Here is a 16,846-nt window from a genome sequence, read left to right as displayed (position 1 = left end):
AGCATAATACGCTTCATGTGTATGTCTCCAAATCCGCTGCCGGGGCAATCGCCCGGCAATGCGATCCTGCGAATGTCAGGTTTCCATGACGGATCCATGAAACGTACCGGCACGATACCCAGAGGTCGGGCAGTGAAGCCTTCTGCGCGCGGGTCCCACAAGGTCCGGGCCGGGCGAATCCCGGTGGATTAGCCCGGCCGGCGCGCGCCTCGCGCATCTGGTAGCGCCGGCTGATGCCCGGCAACGGGGCAGCGCTCAGAAACCTTCCGGTTGCCCCACAACGAACATCGAACCGTCTGCCTGAATCCGGGCGAGCTTGCGCACCAGCGCCATCTTCCGCCACGCACGAACCAGATAGAAGAGGGCCGCCACGATCACGAGCACCGACCCGGTCGCGCTGGAGGCGGTCGTCACAAGGCCGCCCGACAGGAACCCCTCGATGGCCCAGACGAAGATCGCATAGCTGGCCATCAGCATCGTGAAGGTCGCTGCCGCGACCTTGATCCAGCTGGTGAAGATCGCTCCCGCCACCGGCGCGGGAGACCACTGATCGGCATTGGGGACGCGCCTCCACGAGAGCGGGCCCGTCAGGCGACTTCCCTTACCCGCGCGTATGCGCATGAGGCTCCAGCTTTCCTGCCCGTTGCGGATGCCGTTGAACGCCATGATCTCGATCACGTCATCCCGGCTCAGAAGGCGCACTTCGCCCTGATGGAGCCGCTCGAACCCCCATTCGCGTCCGGTATAGCGGAGTTCCTCGAATTCGCTGATCCCGGTGACGCCCCCAAGCTCCGGCGCACCCCGGGAAAGGCCGGTCACGCCGACAATCTCGACATCCTGCTCCATGTCACTGCTCTTGCTCAATATGCCCGCCTTTCGGGAGGGGCATGCCTCAACTTGCTCGCGCCGTCCTGGGGACGATCTGCCTTTGTTGTCCGCCCGTAGCCGGATGGAATCGATCATACCACGACAAAGCTCGCTGCGTCTCTTCAGACAAGCATAAGCGAGGCTTTCCGGTCATGCCTCCGGCGAACCACCGCCGAAACGGTGCGGGAAAAGCAAGCACCGCGAAGACCGCGGCCTCGTGCCGCCGGCCGCCACGCAGGCCAGTGTCCGTGCGAAGCCGAGCGTCGATCACGCCGGGTCTCGGGGCACATAGTTCTTCTGGGGAGACGGGGACGCGAGACGCTTGATGCCGTAAGGAGGGGCGTCGCGTCTCGCGGAGATGGTGGCGTCCGGCCCGTACTCGGGGGCCGGACCGGTCGTCAATCGCTGAGGGGGCCTTCTTCCTCGGCCTCCTTCATCCTCTTCTTCACGCGCTTGCCGAGGAAGATCGGAAGCACGAACCCGACGATGGCAATGGTCCAGAGGACGATTGCGAGCCAGCTGTCGAAGAGCGTTGTCCACTCCCCGTTCGAGATCGTCATCGCACGACGCAAGTTCACCTCCATCTCGTTGCCGAGAAGGATGCCGAGGATGATTGGCACGAGCGGCACGTCGAGTTTGCGTAGCACCCAGCCCAGAGCCCCGAACAGGACCATCATCGTCAGCTCGAAGGTCGACCCGGTGATCGAGTAGATCCCGATGAAGGCGATCATCGCCACGATGGGCATCAGGATATGCGTCGGCACCAGCAGGACCCGGGTGAAGATCCCCACCATCGGAATGTTCAGCGCCAGCAACATGAAGTTGGCGATGAAGAGCGCCGCGATCAGGCCCCAGACGACGTCGGGATTGTTCTGGAAGAGGAGCGGTCCCGGCTGGATGTTCAGCGTCAGCAACACCGCGAGCAGCACTGCCGTGGTCCCCGAGCCGGGAACGCCAAGCGCCAGCATCGGCACCAGCGCGCCGCCGGAGGCGGCGTTGTTGCCGGCTTCGGGCGCCGCGACCCCGCGCGGATCGCCCTTGCCGAAGGTCTCGGACCGCGGGTCGGAGACTTGCTTCTCCACCGAGTAGGCGAGGAAGGAGCCGAGCGAGGCGCCGGCCCCGGGCAGAACACCGGCCAGGAACCCCAGGACCGTCGACCGGATCATCGCCGGCGTGCAGTAGCGCAGGACTTTCCAGGACGGCGTCACGCGGCCGATCTTCATCTTGGCCTCGTCCTTGCCCTCTTCGCGGCCGCCGCGATGTTCGAGGAACACGAAGACCTCCGACAGGGCGAAGAGGCCGACGATGGCGATCAGGAAATCGATGCCGTCGTAGAGATGCACCTCTCCGAAGGTGAAGCGCTGCACGCCGGTCTGCGTGTCCACCCCGATCATCGCGATGCCGATGCCAAGCGCGGCCGCGAATGCGGACTTCGCCTGGTTCGTCGCGGCGATGCCGCCGAGCGTTGCGAAAGCCAAGGTGTAGAGCACGAAGTATTCGCCCGGACCGAACAGGAGCGCGATCTGCACGAGGAGCGGTGCAAGGAAGACGAGGCCCCAGGTAGCGAAGAACGCGCCGACGAAGGAGGCAACGCCCGAGAGCGCGAGCGCCTCGCCGGCGCGTCCCGCCTGCGCCATGGGATAGCCGTCGAGGCAGGTCATCATCGCCGGCTCGTCGCCGGGGATGTTGAGCAGGATCGAGGAGATCCGCCCGCCATACATCGCCCCGTAATAGACCGAGGTCAGCAGGATCAGGGCGGCAATCGCGCTGAGACCGAAGGTGAAGGCGAGCGGGATGAGGATTGCGACGCCGTTTGCGGGACCGAGTCCGGGCAGCGCGCCCATCATCGTACCGAGAAAGCAGCCCAGCAATGCGAGCAGAAGGTTCTGCCAGGTCAGAGCGACGGCGAAGCCTTCGTAGAGGGAAACGAACGTGTCCATGAGGGTTCCCTTCAGAAGCCGAGCGGACCGTCGGCAAGCGACAATCCGAAGATGAGCTCGAACAGGACGAAAAGGCCGACCGATGTGCCGACGCCGTTGAAGATCGCCGTCAGCGGACGGGCGCCGAGGCGCCAGGTCAGGTAGGCGGTGATGATCACGGTCGCGAAGACGAAACCAAGGACGGGCAGGACCTGCGCATAGGCGAACATGACGAGCAGGGCGAACCCGATCTCGGCCAGACGATTGAGCGACGGCCATTGCGGCTCGGGGTCAGGTTTCAGCACGAAGTAGATGGACGAGACACCGAGGATGGCTGCAATGATCATCGGAAATCCGTCCGGTCCGATCGCGTCGGACGAGAACGGTTCGGGGATGATCGTCGCCGCCCAGGCGTAGAACACGGCGAGGGCGAGGCCGACGCCGCCGAGAACGCGATCACTCATCATGATAAGCCTCCGGCATGTATGTTTCGGGATGGGCCCGGCGAGCACCCCGCCCGCGGCCTTGCTCAGGCGGGGCGGGGTGCCGAAACGGGCGTTCGCTTACTGGACGAGACCGATCTCGCGAGAGATTTCTTCGATGTCGCTCACGGACTCGGCGACGAATTCGTTGAACTCCTCGCCATGCAGATCGAGGTCGGCGAGGCCATTCTGCTCCATCACAGCCTTCCACTCCTCGCTCGCATACATCGTGTCGAGCTGGCTGACCCACCAGTCGTAGGCCTCCTCACTCATCTCTCCCGGGCCATAGAACCCGCGCCAGTTGGCGCCCACGACATCCAGCCCCTGCTCGGCCGCGGTCGGGAATTCGGAGAAATCGCCTTCGAGCCGCTCGGGAGCAAGCACTGCGAGAACACGCAGGTCTCCGGATTCGACAAAGCCCATCGCCTCCGACAGATCGCCCGAATAGGCCTGAAGAGACCCGGCCAAAAGCTGGCTGATCGCCTCGCCGCCGCCTGCGAAAGCCACATACTTGATGGCGCGCAGATCCTCGATGCCAGCCTCCTGCGCGGCGATCAGAACCTTGAGATGATCCCAGCCGCCTGACGCCGAGCCGCCACCAATGGAAATGTCGCGGGGATTGTTCTGCAGCGCGCTCATGAGCTGCGGCAGATCCTCGATCTCGGAATCGGGTCGCACACCGATCACGCCGTAATCGGCGCCGATCGTTCCGAGCCAGCGGACTTCGTCCATCGTGTTGCCCGGGAAAGCGCCTTGCGCAAGGCGGGTCGCCGTCGCGGTCGAAGCAGCGACGATCAGGTCGTTCTCATCGTTGCGCTTGTTGACCACCTCCGCGTAGGCGACACCGCCGCCGCCGCCCGAGAGGTTCTGCACTCGCATCGATCCGTCGATCAATTCGGTCTCACGCAGGATGCGCGCGACCTGGCGGCAGGTGAAGTCCCAGCCGCCGCCGGCTGCCGCCGGCGCGATGCATTCGGGCTGATCGGGGGTGAATTCCTGCGCGGACGCTGCAAGCGGCACCGCTGAGGCAAGGGCGGCCGCGATGGCGCCGCCCACGAGGGTTGTCTTGATCATGTCAGTCTCCTCCACTGGACGCCGGGCTCTGGTCTCCGGCGTCGGCGGACCCTAACGGCGAAGCCTGTCGTCAAGCTGTCATCGAACCGCTCATCTTTTCACCGGCCGGTCCCGCTCCTATGATGTCGAACCGGGGGAGGATCGGTATGCGCGTGCTCTTGGTGGAAGACGCCAGCGATGTCGCAGCCACGATTGCGGCTCACTTTTCGCGTGAAGGCTTTGCTTGCGATGTGGTCGACACGACCGCCGAAGCCGAAACGTGCCTTCAGGTGCAAAGCTTCGAACTCGTCATTCTCGACATCCAGCTTGCGGACGGCGACGGGCGCGACTTGTTGCGCACCATGCGCCAGCGGCGGGATCCGACGCCCGTCCTCATGTTGTCCGCAAACTTCTCGGTCGAGACGCGGATCGGATCGCTCGATGACGGCGCGGACGATTACCTGGTGAAACCCTTCGACCTGCGCGAACTCAGTGCGCGCGTCCGCGCCCTGGCCCGCCGGGCCAACGACGATCCGGCCCCCGAAATCGTGGTAGGCGACATCTCCCTAAATCCGTCTGCCCAGACCGTGCGCCTCAACGGCAAACTCGTATCCATGACACGCCGGGAGCTGACCTTGCTCAACATCCTTCTGCGCAATACCGGCCGCATTATCTCCAAGGAAAAGCTGTTTGATGGCCTGTTCACATTCGATGATGCCGATGTCGGCCTGAACGCAATCGAGCTCTACGTCGCCCGGATCCGCAAGAAGCTCGGGGGCTCGGATGTGAAAATCCTCACACATCGGAACCTCGGGTATTCGATCGAAAGCGCCCGGCGTGACTGACAGGACGTCACCGCGCACGACCCTGTCGCTGCAGGCGCGTATCGCGCTCGCGATCGGCTCGGTGGTCGCCATCGGCGGCGTTGTCGTCATGATAGCCGCTCTCGCCTATGGTCGCCACGCCGCCCGAGAAGCGTTCGATCGCCTTCTCGTCGGTGCCGCGAACGATATCGCCGAGTCGATCACCATCCGCGAAGGTGTTCCGGTGGTCGACATGCCGGTCTCCGCGTTCGAACTGCTCGCGCTCGCCCCGAGGGACCGGATCGACTACCGGGTTGTCGGCCTCGACGGCGACACGCTGACAGGCAGTCCCGCGACGCCGAGAGCCCGGAACATCGGCTCGCCCGGCTTCTACGGCGCGACCTTCGAGGGAGAGCCCGCGCGCTACGTCTCGGTCACGCGCCGTTTCGCCGAGCGGGGATTTACCGGCCCCGTCGAGGTCATAGTGGGCCACACATTGCACGCGCGGCGGGACCTCGCATTCGACATCGCACAGAACGCCGTTGTCGTTCTCGGTGCGGCCGGCGTCGTGATCGCGGTGTTTGCGTGGCTCGCGGTCCTGTCGACGCTTCGCCCACTCGGCCGCATCGGCAACGCGCTGGCCCGCCGGACGCCGACCGACCTCAGTCCCATGTCCGAACCCGCCCCGCGGGAAGTCGCCGCGCTCCGGGATGCGCTGAACAGCTTCATCGCGCGGCTGCAGCGCCAACTCGACGCGAACCGGGACCTCATCGCCGATACCGCGCACCAGCTGCGCACCCCGCTGGCAGCGATCCGCGTCCAGCTCGACGCAGTCACCGACGAGACCGATCCAGACCAGCAACGCGCGCTGCTGAACCGGGCGCGGGACCGAACCGTGGCGCTGAGCCGCCTTCTTGAACAACTCTTGAGCCAAGGGCTCGTCATTCACCGGGGCGATTCCGCCCGGAAGGAGCGACTCGACCTGCGCGACATCGCCCTCGAGATCTACGAGGCGAGCGAACTCGAGATCGCGATGAACGGGCATTCGGTCTCTCTCGACATTCCGGAGAGTGAGCTGTGGGTCAATGCGGACAGGCTGTCCCTCACCGAGGCGGGCAAGAACCTCCTCGGGAACGGAATTCGACACGGTGAGCCGCCCATTTCATTCGGCGTCTCCGGGGCCGGCGGCGAGGCGCACCTCTGGTTCCGGGACGCCGGCAAGGGACCCGGCGAGACGGTGCTGACGCGGATGGGCAACCGTTTCTCCAACGGCGCGTCCGCAGGCGCAGGTGGTCTCGGCCTCGCCATCGCACATGCGGTCGCTGCAAATCATGACGGAAGGCTTGTCCCGGCGCACGGGGACACCGGTTTCGAGATAAGGCTCGTCCTTCCGGCCGAGGCATCGGCATGATCCGCATGGTGATCCTGCTCGTCGCCCTGATCGGGGGCACGGGAGCCAAGGCACAGGAGTTGACCGACAGGATCGGTCCTGCGGATGCCGCCCGGGAATTGCGCGTGCGCAGCACGACGGACCTCGAAGTCCTGAGGCCCGTGCTCGAGAGCTTTCTGGAAACACGGCCTGATACGGCGATCCTCTACGAACAATGGCTGTCGAACTCCCTCTACCGCCGCAGCATCGAGGAGTGCGAGGCCGGCTCGCCCGGTGCGGATCTCGTGATAAGCTCGGCGGTTCACCAGCTCGTGGAGTTCGTGAACAGGGCCTGCGCGGCATCCTATGTCTCCGAAGTGACTGCCATGCTGCCATCTGACCTCTCTTGGCGAGACGAGCTCTGGGGCATCACGCGCGAACCTGCCGTCATCGTCTATAACCGGGACCTCGTGCCGCCTGAAGAGGTGCCACGTTCGCGGTTCGACCTCCTCGATACCTTGCGGAACGCGCCGGAGCGGTATTCGGGACGTATCGCCACTTACGACATCGAGGCGTCCGGTCTCGGCTTCCTTTTCGCCTATGCGGACTCACTCGAGGCCACGACGTTTGGCGGACTGCTCGAGGCATTCGGCCGGACGAACGCGGTCGCGACATGTTGCTCGGCCGAGATCATGGACGCCGTATCGAGCGGCAAATACCTTATCGCATACAACATCCTCGGCTCGTATGCGTTCGGGCTCGCCAAACGGAACCCTCACCTCGGGATCGTGGCGCCGTCGGATTATACTCTCATGCTGTCGAGGGGCGCGGTCTTGCCACGTGGGGCGCGGAACCGCGCGCTGGCCGCGCAGCTGGTGGACTACCTTCTTCCGCCCTCTGGCCAGGACAGTCTTCGTCAAGCGAACCTTAACACGGATCTGGACGCGTTGCTCGAGAAGGGCGCGGTGCCCGAAGGCTTCGGTGCGTCCCAGCTTCGCTCCATCGAGCTGTCACCGAAACTTCTCGTCGCCTCGGACCGGCACAAGCGCCTCCTCTTCAAAGAGGTTTGGCTGAACGCGTTCCCCGAGGACTGATCCAGGAGGAGTCCGACCTACTGTCCTACAAGACACGCAAGCGTTTGAAGAAATTGGTCGGAGTGGCAGGATTCGAACCTACGACCCCCGCCTCCCGAAGACGGTGCTCTACCAGGCTGAGCTACACTCCGACCGTGGCGCGTCGGATATCGGAGGGTCGAAGCTTTGACAAGGGCATTTCGACAGCCGGATCCGGATCCGAACCGCGCTGAACACTAGGCGTTCAGCGCTGCTTCCGCCGGACCGGCGCGCCGGGCAGAGGCGGCTTGGTCATGCGCATGACTGCGCTGATCCGCGGCCATGTCGCGGTGTCGAATCTCGATCGCGTCTGGAGTACCGGGCGCTGCTCCGAGGTGCTTCCGCGGCTTTCGCGGAGCACGATGTAGACACCGCTCGCGATCACGATGCCGGCTCCGGCCAGCGTCGGCAGATCGGGCACCTCGTCGAAGAAGAGGATGCCGAGCGCTGTCGCCCACAGGATCTGCGAGTACTGCATGGGTGCGACGACGACAGCCTCGCCCTCGCGATAGGCGCGCACCATGAGCATCGCCGCCGCGAAGCCGAACGCCGCGAGCGCGGCGTTGATGGCGAGGTCGCCCAACGGCATGGGCTTGTAGACGAGGGGCTGGATGGCCCCGAGGATCGCGAAATTCGCCAACATCGGATAGAGCACCAGCACGACGCTGCGCTCGTCCTGCCCGATCTTGCGCGAGATCACCGAGGCGAGCGCGCTCCCGACCGCGGCGCCCAGCGCGGCGAGATGACCGAACGAGAGCTCCGTGGTTCCCGGCTGCAGCACCACGATCACGCCGAGCAGGCCGACGATCACCGCTGCCCAGCGCCGTGCCCGCACCACCTCCCCGAGGATCGGGATCGACAGGACGGTGATGAGGAGCGGGGCGGCGAAGAGCACCGCGTAGACCTGCGCCAGCTGGATTTCGGAGAAGGCATAGAAGGCGCACATCGCCGTCACGATCGCGGCGCAGGTCCGCAAGGTGATCCACCACGGATGAATGGGTCGCAGGTGTCCGGGCGCCCGATCGCGGATCAGCGTGAGCGTCACCAGCGGAAATCCGAAGAGCACGTTGATGAAGACGATCTGGAAGGAGCTGTACTCGGCCCCGAGGACCTTCACGAGTGCGTCGTGGCCCGCGAAGAGACCGAAGCCGAGAAGCGCGATCAGCGCGGCCTTTGCGTTTGGGGCCATGGTCGTTCCTGCCGCTTGCGTCCGTCACTCAAGCTGTGACGTTAGGACGCAAGACAGACAAGGCGAACGCGCCGCTTTCTGCCCTTGGGTGGGCGCCGGCCGGGCCGGCGCCTCGATGCTCAGAGGCTCGCGTCCAGTGCTTCCAGGACAGCATCGCCCATCTGGCTCGTGGAGATCGGCGCGCGGCCCTCCTCGCCCAGCAGGTCCGCGGTCCGGTGGCCCTGCGCGAGCACCGTCTCGACTGCTTTCTCGAGCCGCGCGGCCTCGCCGCCCTGGTCGAAGGAATAGCGCAGCGCCATGGCGAAGCTGAGGATGCAGGCGATCGGGTTGGCCTTGCCCTGCCCCGCGATGTCGGGCGCCGAGCCGTGCACCGGCTCGTAGAGCGCCTTCGGGCGCCCGTTCGCCATCGGAGCGCCGAGCGATGCGGAAGGCAGCATGCCGAGCGAGCCCGTGAGCATGGCCGCGAGGTCGGACAGCAGGTCGCCGAAGAGGTTGTCGGTAACGATCACGTCGAACTGTTTGGGCCAGCGGGTGAGCTGCATCGCGCCCGCATCGGCATACATATGGCTGAGCTCGACCTCGGGATAGTCCTGCCCGACCCGGGTGACGACCTCGCGCCAGAGGACGCCCGATTCCATCACGTTGGCCTTCTCCATCGAGCAGAGCTTCTTGCCGCGCTTCATGGCGAGCTCGAATGCGGAGCGGGCGACGCGCTCGATCTCGCTCTCGGTGTAGCGCTGGGTGTTGATGCCGACGCGCTCGTTGCCTTCCTCGATGATGCCGCGGGGCTCGCCGAAATAGACGCCGGAGGTCAGCTCGCGCACGATCATGATGTCGAGACCGGCGACCACGTCCTTCTTCAGCGACGAGAAGTCGGCCAGCGCATCGAAGCACTGGGCGGGACGGAGGTTCGCAAAGAGGTCCATCTCCTTGCGCAGCCGAAGGAGGCCGCGCTCGGGCTTCACGCTGAAATCGAGAGTGTCGTATTTCGGACCGCCGACCGCGCCGAGCAGAACCGCGTCGGCATCCTGGGCGCGGGCCATCGTCTCGTCGCTGAGCGGCGCGCCGTGGGCGTCGTAAGCGGCGCCGCCGACAAGGTCTTCGGAGACGTCGAAGGCGAGGCCGCGCTTGTCACCGAACCAGTCGATGATGCGGCGCACCTCGGCCATGACTTCGGGGCCGATGCCGTCGCCGGGCAGGATGAGGAGCGAGGGGTTGGACACGGGGGGCGGCCTCCTTGACGCATGTTCGGATCGGCAATCCGGGTAGGCGAACCTGGACGCGGCGTCAAGAAACCGGGGACGGCTCTCGGGTTAGGGGCGAGACCGGCCGCCGTCAGTCGGGGATCGAGAGGTCGACCCAGATGATGCGATGTTCGGAGCCGTCGACCGCGCGGGAGCCCGCATCCAGCACGTCCAGATCCCGCCCGGGCAGAACGTAACTGACACGGAGCTCTCCCAGTCCGAGGCGGGACCAGTCGACGCTCGGGATGCCGTCGAGCGGGTCGCGAAGGCGCCGATCCGCAAGAAGTCCCACGATCGCATCGTGGCGGCCCTCACCGGCGACGGGATCGAGATTTGCGTTGCCGATGACGACCGGCGCGCCTTGCGGCGGGGAAGCCTCGAGCGCGCCGTCCAGGAGCAACTGCCAGAGCCGGATCTCGTCGGCGTTCCGGCGTCCGTTGCGATCCTCGGGGCCGTCGAAAACCGGAGGCGAGGCGTTGAACGCCAGAAGCGTGAGGTTCGCGCTCCCTCCCGCGTCGATCGGAACCACCCAATGCGCGGTGCTCGAGAGGCGCTGGACATCCCGGGCCGGGTCATCTTCCGCGATCAGAGAGCCCGGCAGGTCGCGCCAGAGGAGCCCGCTGAGATCGGTCACCGCACCAGCGTCGATCGGGTAGACCGAAAGCAGCGCCAGTCCGCCCTGACCCGAAAAGGTGCCGTATCCCTGCGCATCCCGCGCGGTGCCGAGACGCCCGTCGCCGTCGACGTCAACGCCCGTCGGAAGGCCGGTGTTCGGCCGGAGCGCAAGAGCATGGGAGAAGCTCGCGCCTCGTGTCTCGAGAGCCTCTGTCAATGTCTCGAGTGCGGCTCCCTCATGATCCCAGTCCACCCGCGTCAGCAGCAGGATGTCAGGCGCGGTCTCGACGATGGCGTCCAGTATCGGATCGAGCGCCTCCTCGCCGCTTTCGAGATCCCTCAACAGAAGCCCCGGCCCCTCACGGGTGAGATCCGCATGCCACGTGGCGACACGCACCGTCTCTGCCCGCGCCATCGCGACCCAGGCGGCGCAGACCAGGATGGTCAGGCCGGCTGCAACGGCCCGGATTGCGAATATACGCGACGGCGCTCGGCCTCGATAAGATCGGCGATCTTCATCAGGGCGACGCCCCGCATCATCAAGCTGGCCGGCAGAAAGGCCCATGCCGCGATTCCCCATACCAGAGTCAACGGCCCATCGAGCGAAACAGCCCCCCAGAGGGACGTTGCCAATCTTATGGCCGCCGGCATCAGGAATGACAGAACCATGCCTAACGAGACGTTAATGACTGCGTCTCTCTTGAGGCGGAGCAGCACGTCACCCCCCGCGGTCGGATCGAAGCGCGGAAGGTTCACCCAGACATTGAACGCCTGCCTGCGGGCCGGCCAGTTCAGGACCCGCACCACCGCCACGAAGATGACCACCACAATGATGGAGACGACAAACGCGGATCCGGCACAGGCTTTCGCTACGTCCATCGTTCGTGGACGTATGTCGGGCGGCATGTCGCGCAGGATCAAACTCACCGGCGAGAACGGGAAATCCAGCGCCCCTCCGAGGACCCCGCCGACCGAGGCGAGCGCCTCGCCGGCCGCCGACGGATAAGCGACGTTGCGAACGATCAGGGTGCTGACGATCACCATGATGGCAAGCGCCCCGAAGCGCAGCCGGTTGTATGGCGGCGCAGACCGGAACTCGGTCAGCGAAGGACAGGTCGACATGTATTCGACCAGGGTCAGAATCCCTCCGGCTAGCGCCAGCAGCGCGGCCATCTGGGTCACGTCGGAAGAGATGCCTGGGAGGACCATGGCCGGCATGGCCACAAGGCTCGCCACCAGGAACGCTCGAAGCGTGGCACCGAGCGTGCGGTGTATCATGGCCTCAATCCCTTACCCGATCGAAGAGGGTTCTATGCCGCCCATCGTCTCGGCCGCGGTCGGTGGATCGCGTGTTTCTGCTCATTGGTACTTTGGGCGTATTTCAGCCTACCGCGACGACAGTCAACCGGCGAAGAACGCGCAGGAACAGTCTGCAGGCACGATTACGTGTCGATGCAATACACCATTTTTGCGGTCCGCCAACGTTTTAGCACGCTGGGAACACGGCTTTGGACGTAACGAAAAAAGCCGCCCCGCGGCTGAGCGCGAGGCGGCCATGTCACACAATCCTGCGACGTGAGGCGTCAGACCCAGGGACGTTCCTGAGCGGCCTTCGACTCGAACGAATCGATGGCGGCGGCCTTCTCGAAGGTCAGCGCGATGTCATCGAGCCCGTTCAGGAGGCAGTGCTTGCGGAACGGATCGACGTCGAACCGGATCACCTCACCGTCCGACGTCGTGACGGTCTGCGCCTCCAGGTCGACGGTCATCCGTGCGTTCTGCCCCTTCTCGGCGTCCTTCATCAGCAGATCCACCTGCTCCTGCGGCAGGGCGATCGGCAGGATGCCGTTCTTGAAGCAGTTGTTGAAGAAGATGTCGGCAAAGCTCGGCGCAATGACGCAGCGGATGCCGAAATCCTTGATCGCCCAAGGTGCGTGCTCGCGCGAGGATCCGCAGCCGAAATTGTCGCCCGCAACGAGGATCTCGGCGTCGCGGTATTGCGGCGTGTTCAGCACGAAGTCGGGGACCTCGTTGCCGTTATCGTCGTAGCGCATCTCGTCGAAGAGATTCACCCCGAGCCCCGTGCGCTTGATCGTCTTCAGGAACTGCTTGGGGATGATCATGTCGGTGTCGACATTGACGATCGGCAGGGGCGCCGCGATCCCGGTGAGCTGGTCGAACTTGTCCATGATGCGGGCTCCTTCAGGCCGGGACGCTGTCTTGGGTGAGCTCGCGCACGTCGGTGAGGCGGCCGGTGACCGCCGCCGCCGCCGCCATCGCGGGACTCATGAGATGCGTGCGGCCGCCGCGGCCCTGCCGCCCCTCGAAGTTGCGGTTCGAGGTCGAGGCGCAGCGTTCGCCCGGCGCCAGCTGGTCGGGGTTCATCCCAAGGCACATCGAGCACCCCGCCATGCGCCATTCGAAACCGGCTTCCTGCAGCTTTTGCGCGATGCCTTCCTCCTCGGCCTGTGCCCGGACGAGCCCGGATCCGGGAACGATCATCGCACGGATACCTTCCTTGACGCGGCGCCCCTCCATGACCTTCGCGACCTCGCGCAGGTCCTCGATCCGGCCATTGGTGCAGGAGCCGATGAAGACCGTGTCGATCTCGATGTCCTTCAGCTTCGTGCCGGGCTCGAGGCCCATGTATTCGAGGGCGCGGGTCGCAGCGGATACCTTGCCGCCCTGGAAGCTCTCGGGCGCCGGAACCTCGGCGTCGATCGGCAGCACGTCCTCGGGCGAGGTCCCCCAGGTCACGAGCGGCGTGATCTCGGACGCGTCGAAGGTCACGACCTTGTCCCAGTGCGCGTCGTCATCCGAGTGGAGCGTCTTCCACCAGGTCAGCGCGGCCTCCCATTGAGCGCCCTTCGGCGCGTGGCTGCGGCCCTTCACGTAGTCGAAGGTGGTCTCGTCGGGCGCGATCAGGCCGGCACGCGCGCCGCCCTCGATGGCCATGTTGCAGACGGTCATCCGCCCTTCCATGGACAATTCGCGGATCGCCTGCCCGCAATATTCGATCACGTAGCCGGTGCCGCCCGCGGTCCCGGTGCGGCCGATGATGGCCATGGTGATGTCCTTGGCGGTCACGCCCGGCGGCAGCGAGCCGGTGATCTCGACCTTCATGTTCTTCGACTTCGACTGGATCAGCGTCTGCGTCGCGAGCACGTGCTCGACTTCCGAGGTGCCGATCCCGTGCGCGAGCGAGCCGAAGGCGCCGTGGGTCGCTGTGTGGCTGTCGCCGCAGACGATGGTCATGCCGGGTAGCGTCCAGCCCTGCTCGGGGCCGATGATGTGCACGATGCCCTGACGGATGTCCGACACGGGGTAGTAATGGACGCCGAAATCCTTGGCATTCCGGTCGAGCGCCTCGAGCTGGATGCGGCTCTGCTCGTTCTCGATGCCTTTCTCGCGGTCCACATCCGTGGGCACGTTGTGGTCCGGAACGGCGATGGTCTTTTCGGGCGCGCGTACCTTCCGGTTCGCGAGACGCAGACCCTCGAAGGCCTGCGGGCTCGTGACCTCGTGAACGAGATGGCGGTCGATATAGATCAGGCTGCTGCCGTCTGCGTCCTCGTGCACGAGGTGGGCATCCCAGATCTTGTCGTAGAGCGTCTTGGGGGACATGGGTCCTCTCCTGGAGCGTGACTGACTTGAGTTCGGACTTTGGGGTCGGCGCCGCTGTCAGGCGGGCCGGGCACGCTCATAGCCGTGCGAGCACCGTCAGCGTCGCGCCGAAGAAGCGCTCCTCGAGGCGGGAGCGGTCGCCGATATCGAAAATCCGTGTCATCGGCACCGGAGATACACCCAGTGCCGATTTCCCGCAACATCCGAGACTCACGACACGCAAGCGCGTCGGCAGCGGCATCCTGCCGCTGCGACCACGGGGGAGGAACATTCCTCTTCGAGCCCGATTATATTGGCGGGATCAGATCAAACCGCGATGGAGTCCCATGCCGAGCCGGCTCAACCTTCTGAACGCCGCCATGATTGCCACGCTCCTCTGCGCGGCCGCCTGGGTGATGTCGTCGGGCTTCGCCATCGACACGACATCGCTCGCCGTCTGGATGCCGATGGCGGCTCCCTGACGGATATGGTGAGCGACCGCGCCTGATGGCCCTCCTTCAGCCGGTTTCTGCCGCTATCCCGGTCAAACCAATGCCAACCGGCACTTGCCGCCCTGCTTTCCGCGCGCAAGTCTCATGACATGGACCCACATCCGCCCGAAACCGATGTCGCCGCCCAGCTGATCGCCGTCGCCGAAGCGCTGCTGGCGCAGGCGCAGCTCTTCATCGCCGGGCTCCTCAGGCCGTGGAACGCCTACCAGATCGGGATCGCCATCGCGGTCTTCCTGGCCGCGCATCTCATTGCGGCCACGGTCAGGCCGAGGATGCACGAATGGATGCGCACGCGCGAAGGCTGGCCCAAGTGGCGCCTGCGCCTTCTCGTCATGATGCACAGACGCATCCGGATGATCGTCTTCGTCGCGCTGATGTGGGCGATCGTCTGGATCATGCGGGAGCTAACCTGGCCGTCCCGGTCCTACATCCTCGGGATCGTCGCGGAGCTGGCCACCGCCTGGCTTGCCATCGCCTTCGCGACGCGGCTGATCGTCAATCCGCTGGTCCGCAGCCTCGTCCGTTACGGCGCCTGGGCCTGGGTCACGCTGTCGATCCTGAACCTGACCGAAGACGCTCAGGCGGCCCTCGACAGCGTGGCCATAAGCTTCGGCGAGATGCGCCTGTCGCTGTGGATCCTCGTCCAGGCCATCGTGATGCTCGCGCTGCTGATCGCGGCGGCGCGGTTCGTTGCGACGGCCTCGGCGGCACGCATCCGGCGCAACGACGACATCTCGCCCTCGATGCAGGTCCTCGCGGTCAAGGTCCTGCAGATGCTCTTCTATGGGGCCGCGTTCTTCCTCGCGCTGAAGCTCGTCGGAGTGGACCTCACGGGCCTTGCGGTCCTCTCGGGCGCAATCGGCGTGGGGCTCGGTTTCGGTCTGCAGAAGGTGGTCTCCAACCTAGTCTCGGGGATAATCATCCTGCTCGACAAGTCGATCAAACCCGGCGACGTCATCTCGCTGGGCGAGACCTTCGGCTGGATCAACTCGCTCGGCGCCCGCTATGTGTCGATCACCACGCGGGACGGCAAGGAATACCTCATTCCGAACGAGGACCTCATCACCGGGCAGGTGGTGAACTGGTCGCATTCGAACGACTTCGTCAGGCTCGACATCTTCTTCGGCACCGCCTACGGCGACGATCCGCATCTCGTGCGCCGGATCGCGATCGAGGCGGCCTCGAAGACCGAGCGCGTGCTCACCAGCCGCATGCCGGTCTGCCACATCGTCGGCTTCGGCGACAGCTCCGTCGACTACATCCTGCGCTTCTGGATCAGCGATCCGACGGGCGGCCTCACCAACATCCGCGGCAACGTCTACCTTGCGCTCTGGGACGCGTTCAAGGAACACGACATCTCTATCCCCTTCCCGCAGCGGGAGGTCCGCGTTCTCGAGGGCTCGCAGCTCGGCACGAAAGCGCTCGACTGACGCGGGCGGCGGGAACGCGAACTGCCGGTGATGCGCTTTAGCCTCAACAGCACGTAGAGGAGCGCCCCATGGCCACGCTCGCCAAGACGAACCCCGATCCCGAGACCCGCACACTGACCTTCACGGACGACGGTACCTGCCCGAACAATGCAGACCTGCCCGTGGTCCTGGTCCGCGGCGCGGTGCATTCGGACGCCGGCGAAGAGGCGATCCGCGCGCTCTACGAGCGCAACGGCTGGCACGAGACCTGGACCGCCACAGTCTTCGACTACCAGCATTATCACCCCGACGCGCACGAGGCGCTGACCGTCGCGCGCGGCTGGGCCGATCTGCAGATCGGCGGCCCCTCGGGCGAGATCCTGCGCGTCGATGCGGGCGATGCCATGGTCCTGCCCGCGGGCACCGGCCATTGCCGCATGGACCAGAGCAGGGATTTCCAGATCTGCGGCGCCTATCCCGCGGACCAGCCGCATGGCACGGTGATCCGCGCGCCGGAGGAGCGCGAGGAGGCGCATGTGGCCGAAATCGCGGCCCTGTCTCGCCCGGACACCGATCCGATCTTCGGGCCCGGCGGTCCGCTCACGATCCATTGGGGCCGATCCGGCGGCGCGCAGCCCTGACGTCCCGTTCCTCCTGACAAGCCTTCCG

The 16,846-nt window shown here is 65.4% G+C and carries 16 protein-coding genes and 1 tRNA gene; 6 read left to right on the top strand and 11 right to left on the bottom strand.

Going from position 1 to position 16,846, the window contains the following annotated elements:
- Nucleotides 1-255: 255 nt before the first annotated feature.
- The 4 genes from OCH239_RS18180 to OCH239_RS18165 all read right to left on the bottom strand — a co-directional run bounded on the left by OCH239_RS18180 (nt 256) and on the right by OCH239_RS18165 (nt 4,342).
- Complete coding sequence (locus OCH239_RS18180; protein ID WP_157577951.1) at nt 256-864, bottom strand: hypothetical protein; 609 nt, start codon at nt 862-864, stop codon at nt 256-258.
- Nucleotides 865-1,265: 401 nt separating this feature from the next.
- Entirely contained in the window at nt 1,266-2,807 is a 1,542-nt protein-coding gene (locus OCH239_RS18175) for a tripartite tricarboxylate transporter permease (protein WP_037265888.1), read from the bottom strand.
- An 11-nt stretch (nt 2,808-2,818) separates the two neighbouring features.
- Entirely contained in the window at nt 2,819-3,253 is a 435-nt protein-coding gene (locus OCH239_RS18170) for a tripartite tricarboxylate transporter TctB family protein (RefSeq protein WP_341871953.1), read from the bottom strand.
- Between the two features lie 96 nt (nt 3,254-3,349).
- The gene (locus tag OCH239_RS18165; RefSeq protein ID WP_037265886.1) at nt 3,350-4,342 is read right to left on the bottom strand and encodes a Bug family tripartite tricarboxylate transporter substrate binding protein; all 993 of its coding nucleotides are present in this window, start codon (nt 4,340-4,342) and stop codon (nt 3,350-3,352) included.
- Between the two features lie 146 nt (nt 4,343-4,488).
- Here OCH239_RS18165 and OCH239_RS18160 point away from each other — a divergent pair, with 146 nt between their 5' ends.
- The 3 genes from OCH239_RS18160 to OCH239_RS18150 are packed head-to-tail and all read left to right on the top strand — an operon-like array spanning nt 4,489 to nt 7,587.
- The gene (locus tag OCH239_RS18160) at nt 4,489-5,166 is read left to right on the top strand and encodes a response regulator transcription factor (RefSeq protein WP_037265884.1); all 678 of its coding nucleotides are present in this window, start codon (nt 4,489-4,491) and stop codon (nt 5,164-5,166) included.
- Nucleotides 5,159-6,535, top strand: a complete 1,377-nt coding sequence (locus OCH239_RS18155) for a sensor histidine kinase (protein WP_244430398.1) — start codon at nt 5,159-5,161, stop codon at nt 6,533-6,535. The genes OCH239_RS18160 and OCH239_RS18155 overlap by 8 nt, the downstream gene beginning before the upstream one ends.
- On the top strand, nt 6,532-7,587 hold the full coding sequence (locus OCH239_RS18150) for an ABC transporter substrate-binding protein (protein WP_037265881.1): 1,056 nt from the start codon (nt 6,532-6,534) through the stop codon (nt 7,585-7,587). Before OCH239_RS18155 ends, OCH239_RS18150 begins: the two co-directional genes overlap by 4 nt.
- Before the next feature lie 54 nt (nt 7,588-7,641).
- Here OCH239_RS18150 and OCH239_RS18145 read toward each other — a convergent pair.
- The 7 genes from OCH239_RS18145 to leuC all read right to left on the bottom strand — a co-directional run bounded on the left by OCH239_RS18145 (nt 7,642) and on the right by leuC (nt 14,277).
- Nucleotides 7,642-7,718 (bottom strand) — tRNA-Pro (locus OCH239_RS18145).
- 92 nt (nt 7,719-7,810) lie between these two features.
- A complete protein-coding gene (locus OCH239_RS18140) occupies nt 7,811-8,794 on the bottom strand; it encodes a DMT family transporter (RefSeq protein WP_037265879.1) in 984 nt (327 codons plus the stop codon).
- 119 nt (nt 8,795-8,913) lie between these two features.
- Nucleotides 8,914-10,017, bottom strand: coding sequence for a 3-isopropylmalate dehydrogenase (leuB, locus tag OCH239_RS18135; RefSeq protein WP_037265877.1), 1,104 nt, complete (start codon nt 10,015-10,017; stop codon nt 8,914-8,916).
- A 112-nt stretch (nt 10,018-10,129) separates the two neighbouring features.
- A complete protein-coding gene (locus OCH239_RS18130) occupies nt 10,130-11,050 on the bottom strand; it encodes an endonuclease/exonuclease/phosphatase family protein (protein ID WP_244430397.1) in 921 nt (306 codons plus the stop codon).
- 47 nt (nt 11,051-11,097) lie between these two features.
- Nucleotides 11,098-11,931: a hypothetical protein gene (locus OCH239_RS18125; protein WP_037265871.1), complete on the bottom strand. Its 834-nt coding sequence runs from the start codon at nt 11,929-11,931 to the stop codon at nt 11,098-11,100.
- A 305-nt stretch (nt 11,932-12,236) separates the two neighbouring features.
- On the bottom strand, nt 12,237-12,842 hold the full coding sequence (leuD, locus tag OCH239_RS18120) for a 3-isopropylmalate dehydratase small subunit (protein ID WP_037265869.1): 606 nt from the start codon (nt 12,840-12,842) through the stop codon (nt 12,237-12,239).
- Between the two features lie 13 nt (nt 12,843-12,855).
- Entirely contained in the window at nt 12,856-14,277 is a 1,422-nt protein-coding gene (leuC, locus tag OCH239_RS18115; RefSeq protein ID WP_037265866.1) for a 3-isopropylmalate dehydratase large subunit, read from the bottom strand.
- A gap of 326 nt (nt 14,278-14,603) precedes the next feature.
- Here leuC and OCH239_RS23795 point away from each other — a divergent pair, with 326 nt between their 5' ends.
- From OCH239_RS23795 to OCH239_RS18105, 3 genes are all read left to right on the top strand, one after another.
- Nucleotides 14,604-14,738 (top strand): hypothetical protein, encoded by a 135-nt coding sequence (locus OCH239_RS23795; RefSeq protein ID WP_280111447.1) that lies wholly within the window; start codon nt 14,604-14,606, stop codon nt 14,736-14,738.
- A gap of 119 nt (nt 14,739-14,857) precedes the next feature.
- Complete coding sequence (locus OCH239_RS18110; RefSeq protein ID WP_037265863.1) at nt 14,858-16,198, top strand: mechanosensitive ion channel family protein; 1,341 nt, start codon at nt 14,858-14,860, stop codon at nt 16,196-16,198.
- A 68-nt stretch (nt 16,199-16,266) separates the two neighbouring features.
- Nucleotides 16,267-16,818, top strand: a complete 552-nt coding sequence (locus OCH239_RS18105; RefSeq protein WP_244430396.1) for a cupin — start codon at nt 16,267-16,269, stop codon at nt 16,816-16,818.
- Nucleotides 16,819-16,846 lie beyond the last annotated feature (28 nt).

Source organism: Roseivivax halodurans JCM 10272, assembly GCF_000521785.1.
GTDB lineage: Bacteria > Pseudomonadota > Alphaproteobacteria > Rhodobacterales > Rhodobacteraceae > Roseivivax > Roseivivax halodurans.
Note: the sequence above shows the minus strand (reverse complement) of the source record. Positions and strands in the feature narration are given on the sequence as shown.

Coding starts and splice junctions, on each gene's coding strand:
- OCH239_RS18160 (WP_037265884.1), top strand. CDS start 4,489: ATGCGCGTGCTCTTGGTGGAAGACGCCAGCGATGTCGCAGCCACGATT.
- OCH239_RS18105 (WP_244430396.1), top strand. CDS start 16,267: ATGGCCACGCTCGCCAAGACGAACCCCGATCCCGAGACCCGCACACTG.
- OCH239_RS23795 (WP_280111447.1), top strand. CDS start 14,604: ATGCCGAGCCGGCTCAACCTTCTGAACGCCGCCATGATTGCCACGCTC.
- leuC (WP_037265866.1), bottom strand. CDS start 14,277: ATGTCCCCCAAGACGCTCTACGACAAGATCTGGGATGCCCACCTCGTG.
- OCH239_RS18110 (WP_037265863.1), top strand. CDS start 14,858: ATGGACCCACATCCGCCCGAAACCGATGTCGCCGCCCAGCTGATCGCC.
- leuD (WP_037265869.1), bottom strand. CDS start 12,842: ATGGACAAGTTCGACCAGCTCACCGGGATCGCGGCGCCCCTGCCGATC.
- OCH239_RS18140 (WP_037265879.1), bottom strand. CDS start 8,794: ATGGCCCCAAACGCAAAGGCCGCGCTGATCGCGCTTCTCGGCTTCGGT.
- OCH239_RS18125 (WP_037265871.1), bottom strand. CDS start 11,931: ATGATACACCGCACGCTCGGTGCCACGCTTCGAGCGTTCCTGGTGGCG.
- OCH239_RS18175 (WP_037265888.1), bottom strand. CDS start 2,807: ATGGACACGTTCGTTTCCCTCTACGAAGGCTTCGCCGTCGCTCTGACC.
- OCH239_RS18170 (WP_341871953.1), bottom strand. CDS start 3,253: ATGATGAGTGATCGCGTTCTCGGCGGCGTCGGCCTCGCCCTCGCCGTG.
- OCH239_RS18165 (WP_037265886.1), bottom strand. CDS start 4,342: ATGATCAAGACAACCCTCGTGGGCGGCGCCATCGCGGCCGCCCTTGCC.
- OCH239_RS18150 (WP_037265881.1), top strand. CDS start 6,532: ATGATCCGCATGGTGATCCTGCTCGTCGCCCTGATCGGGGGCACGGGA.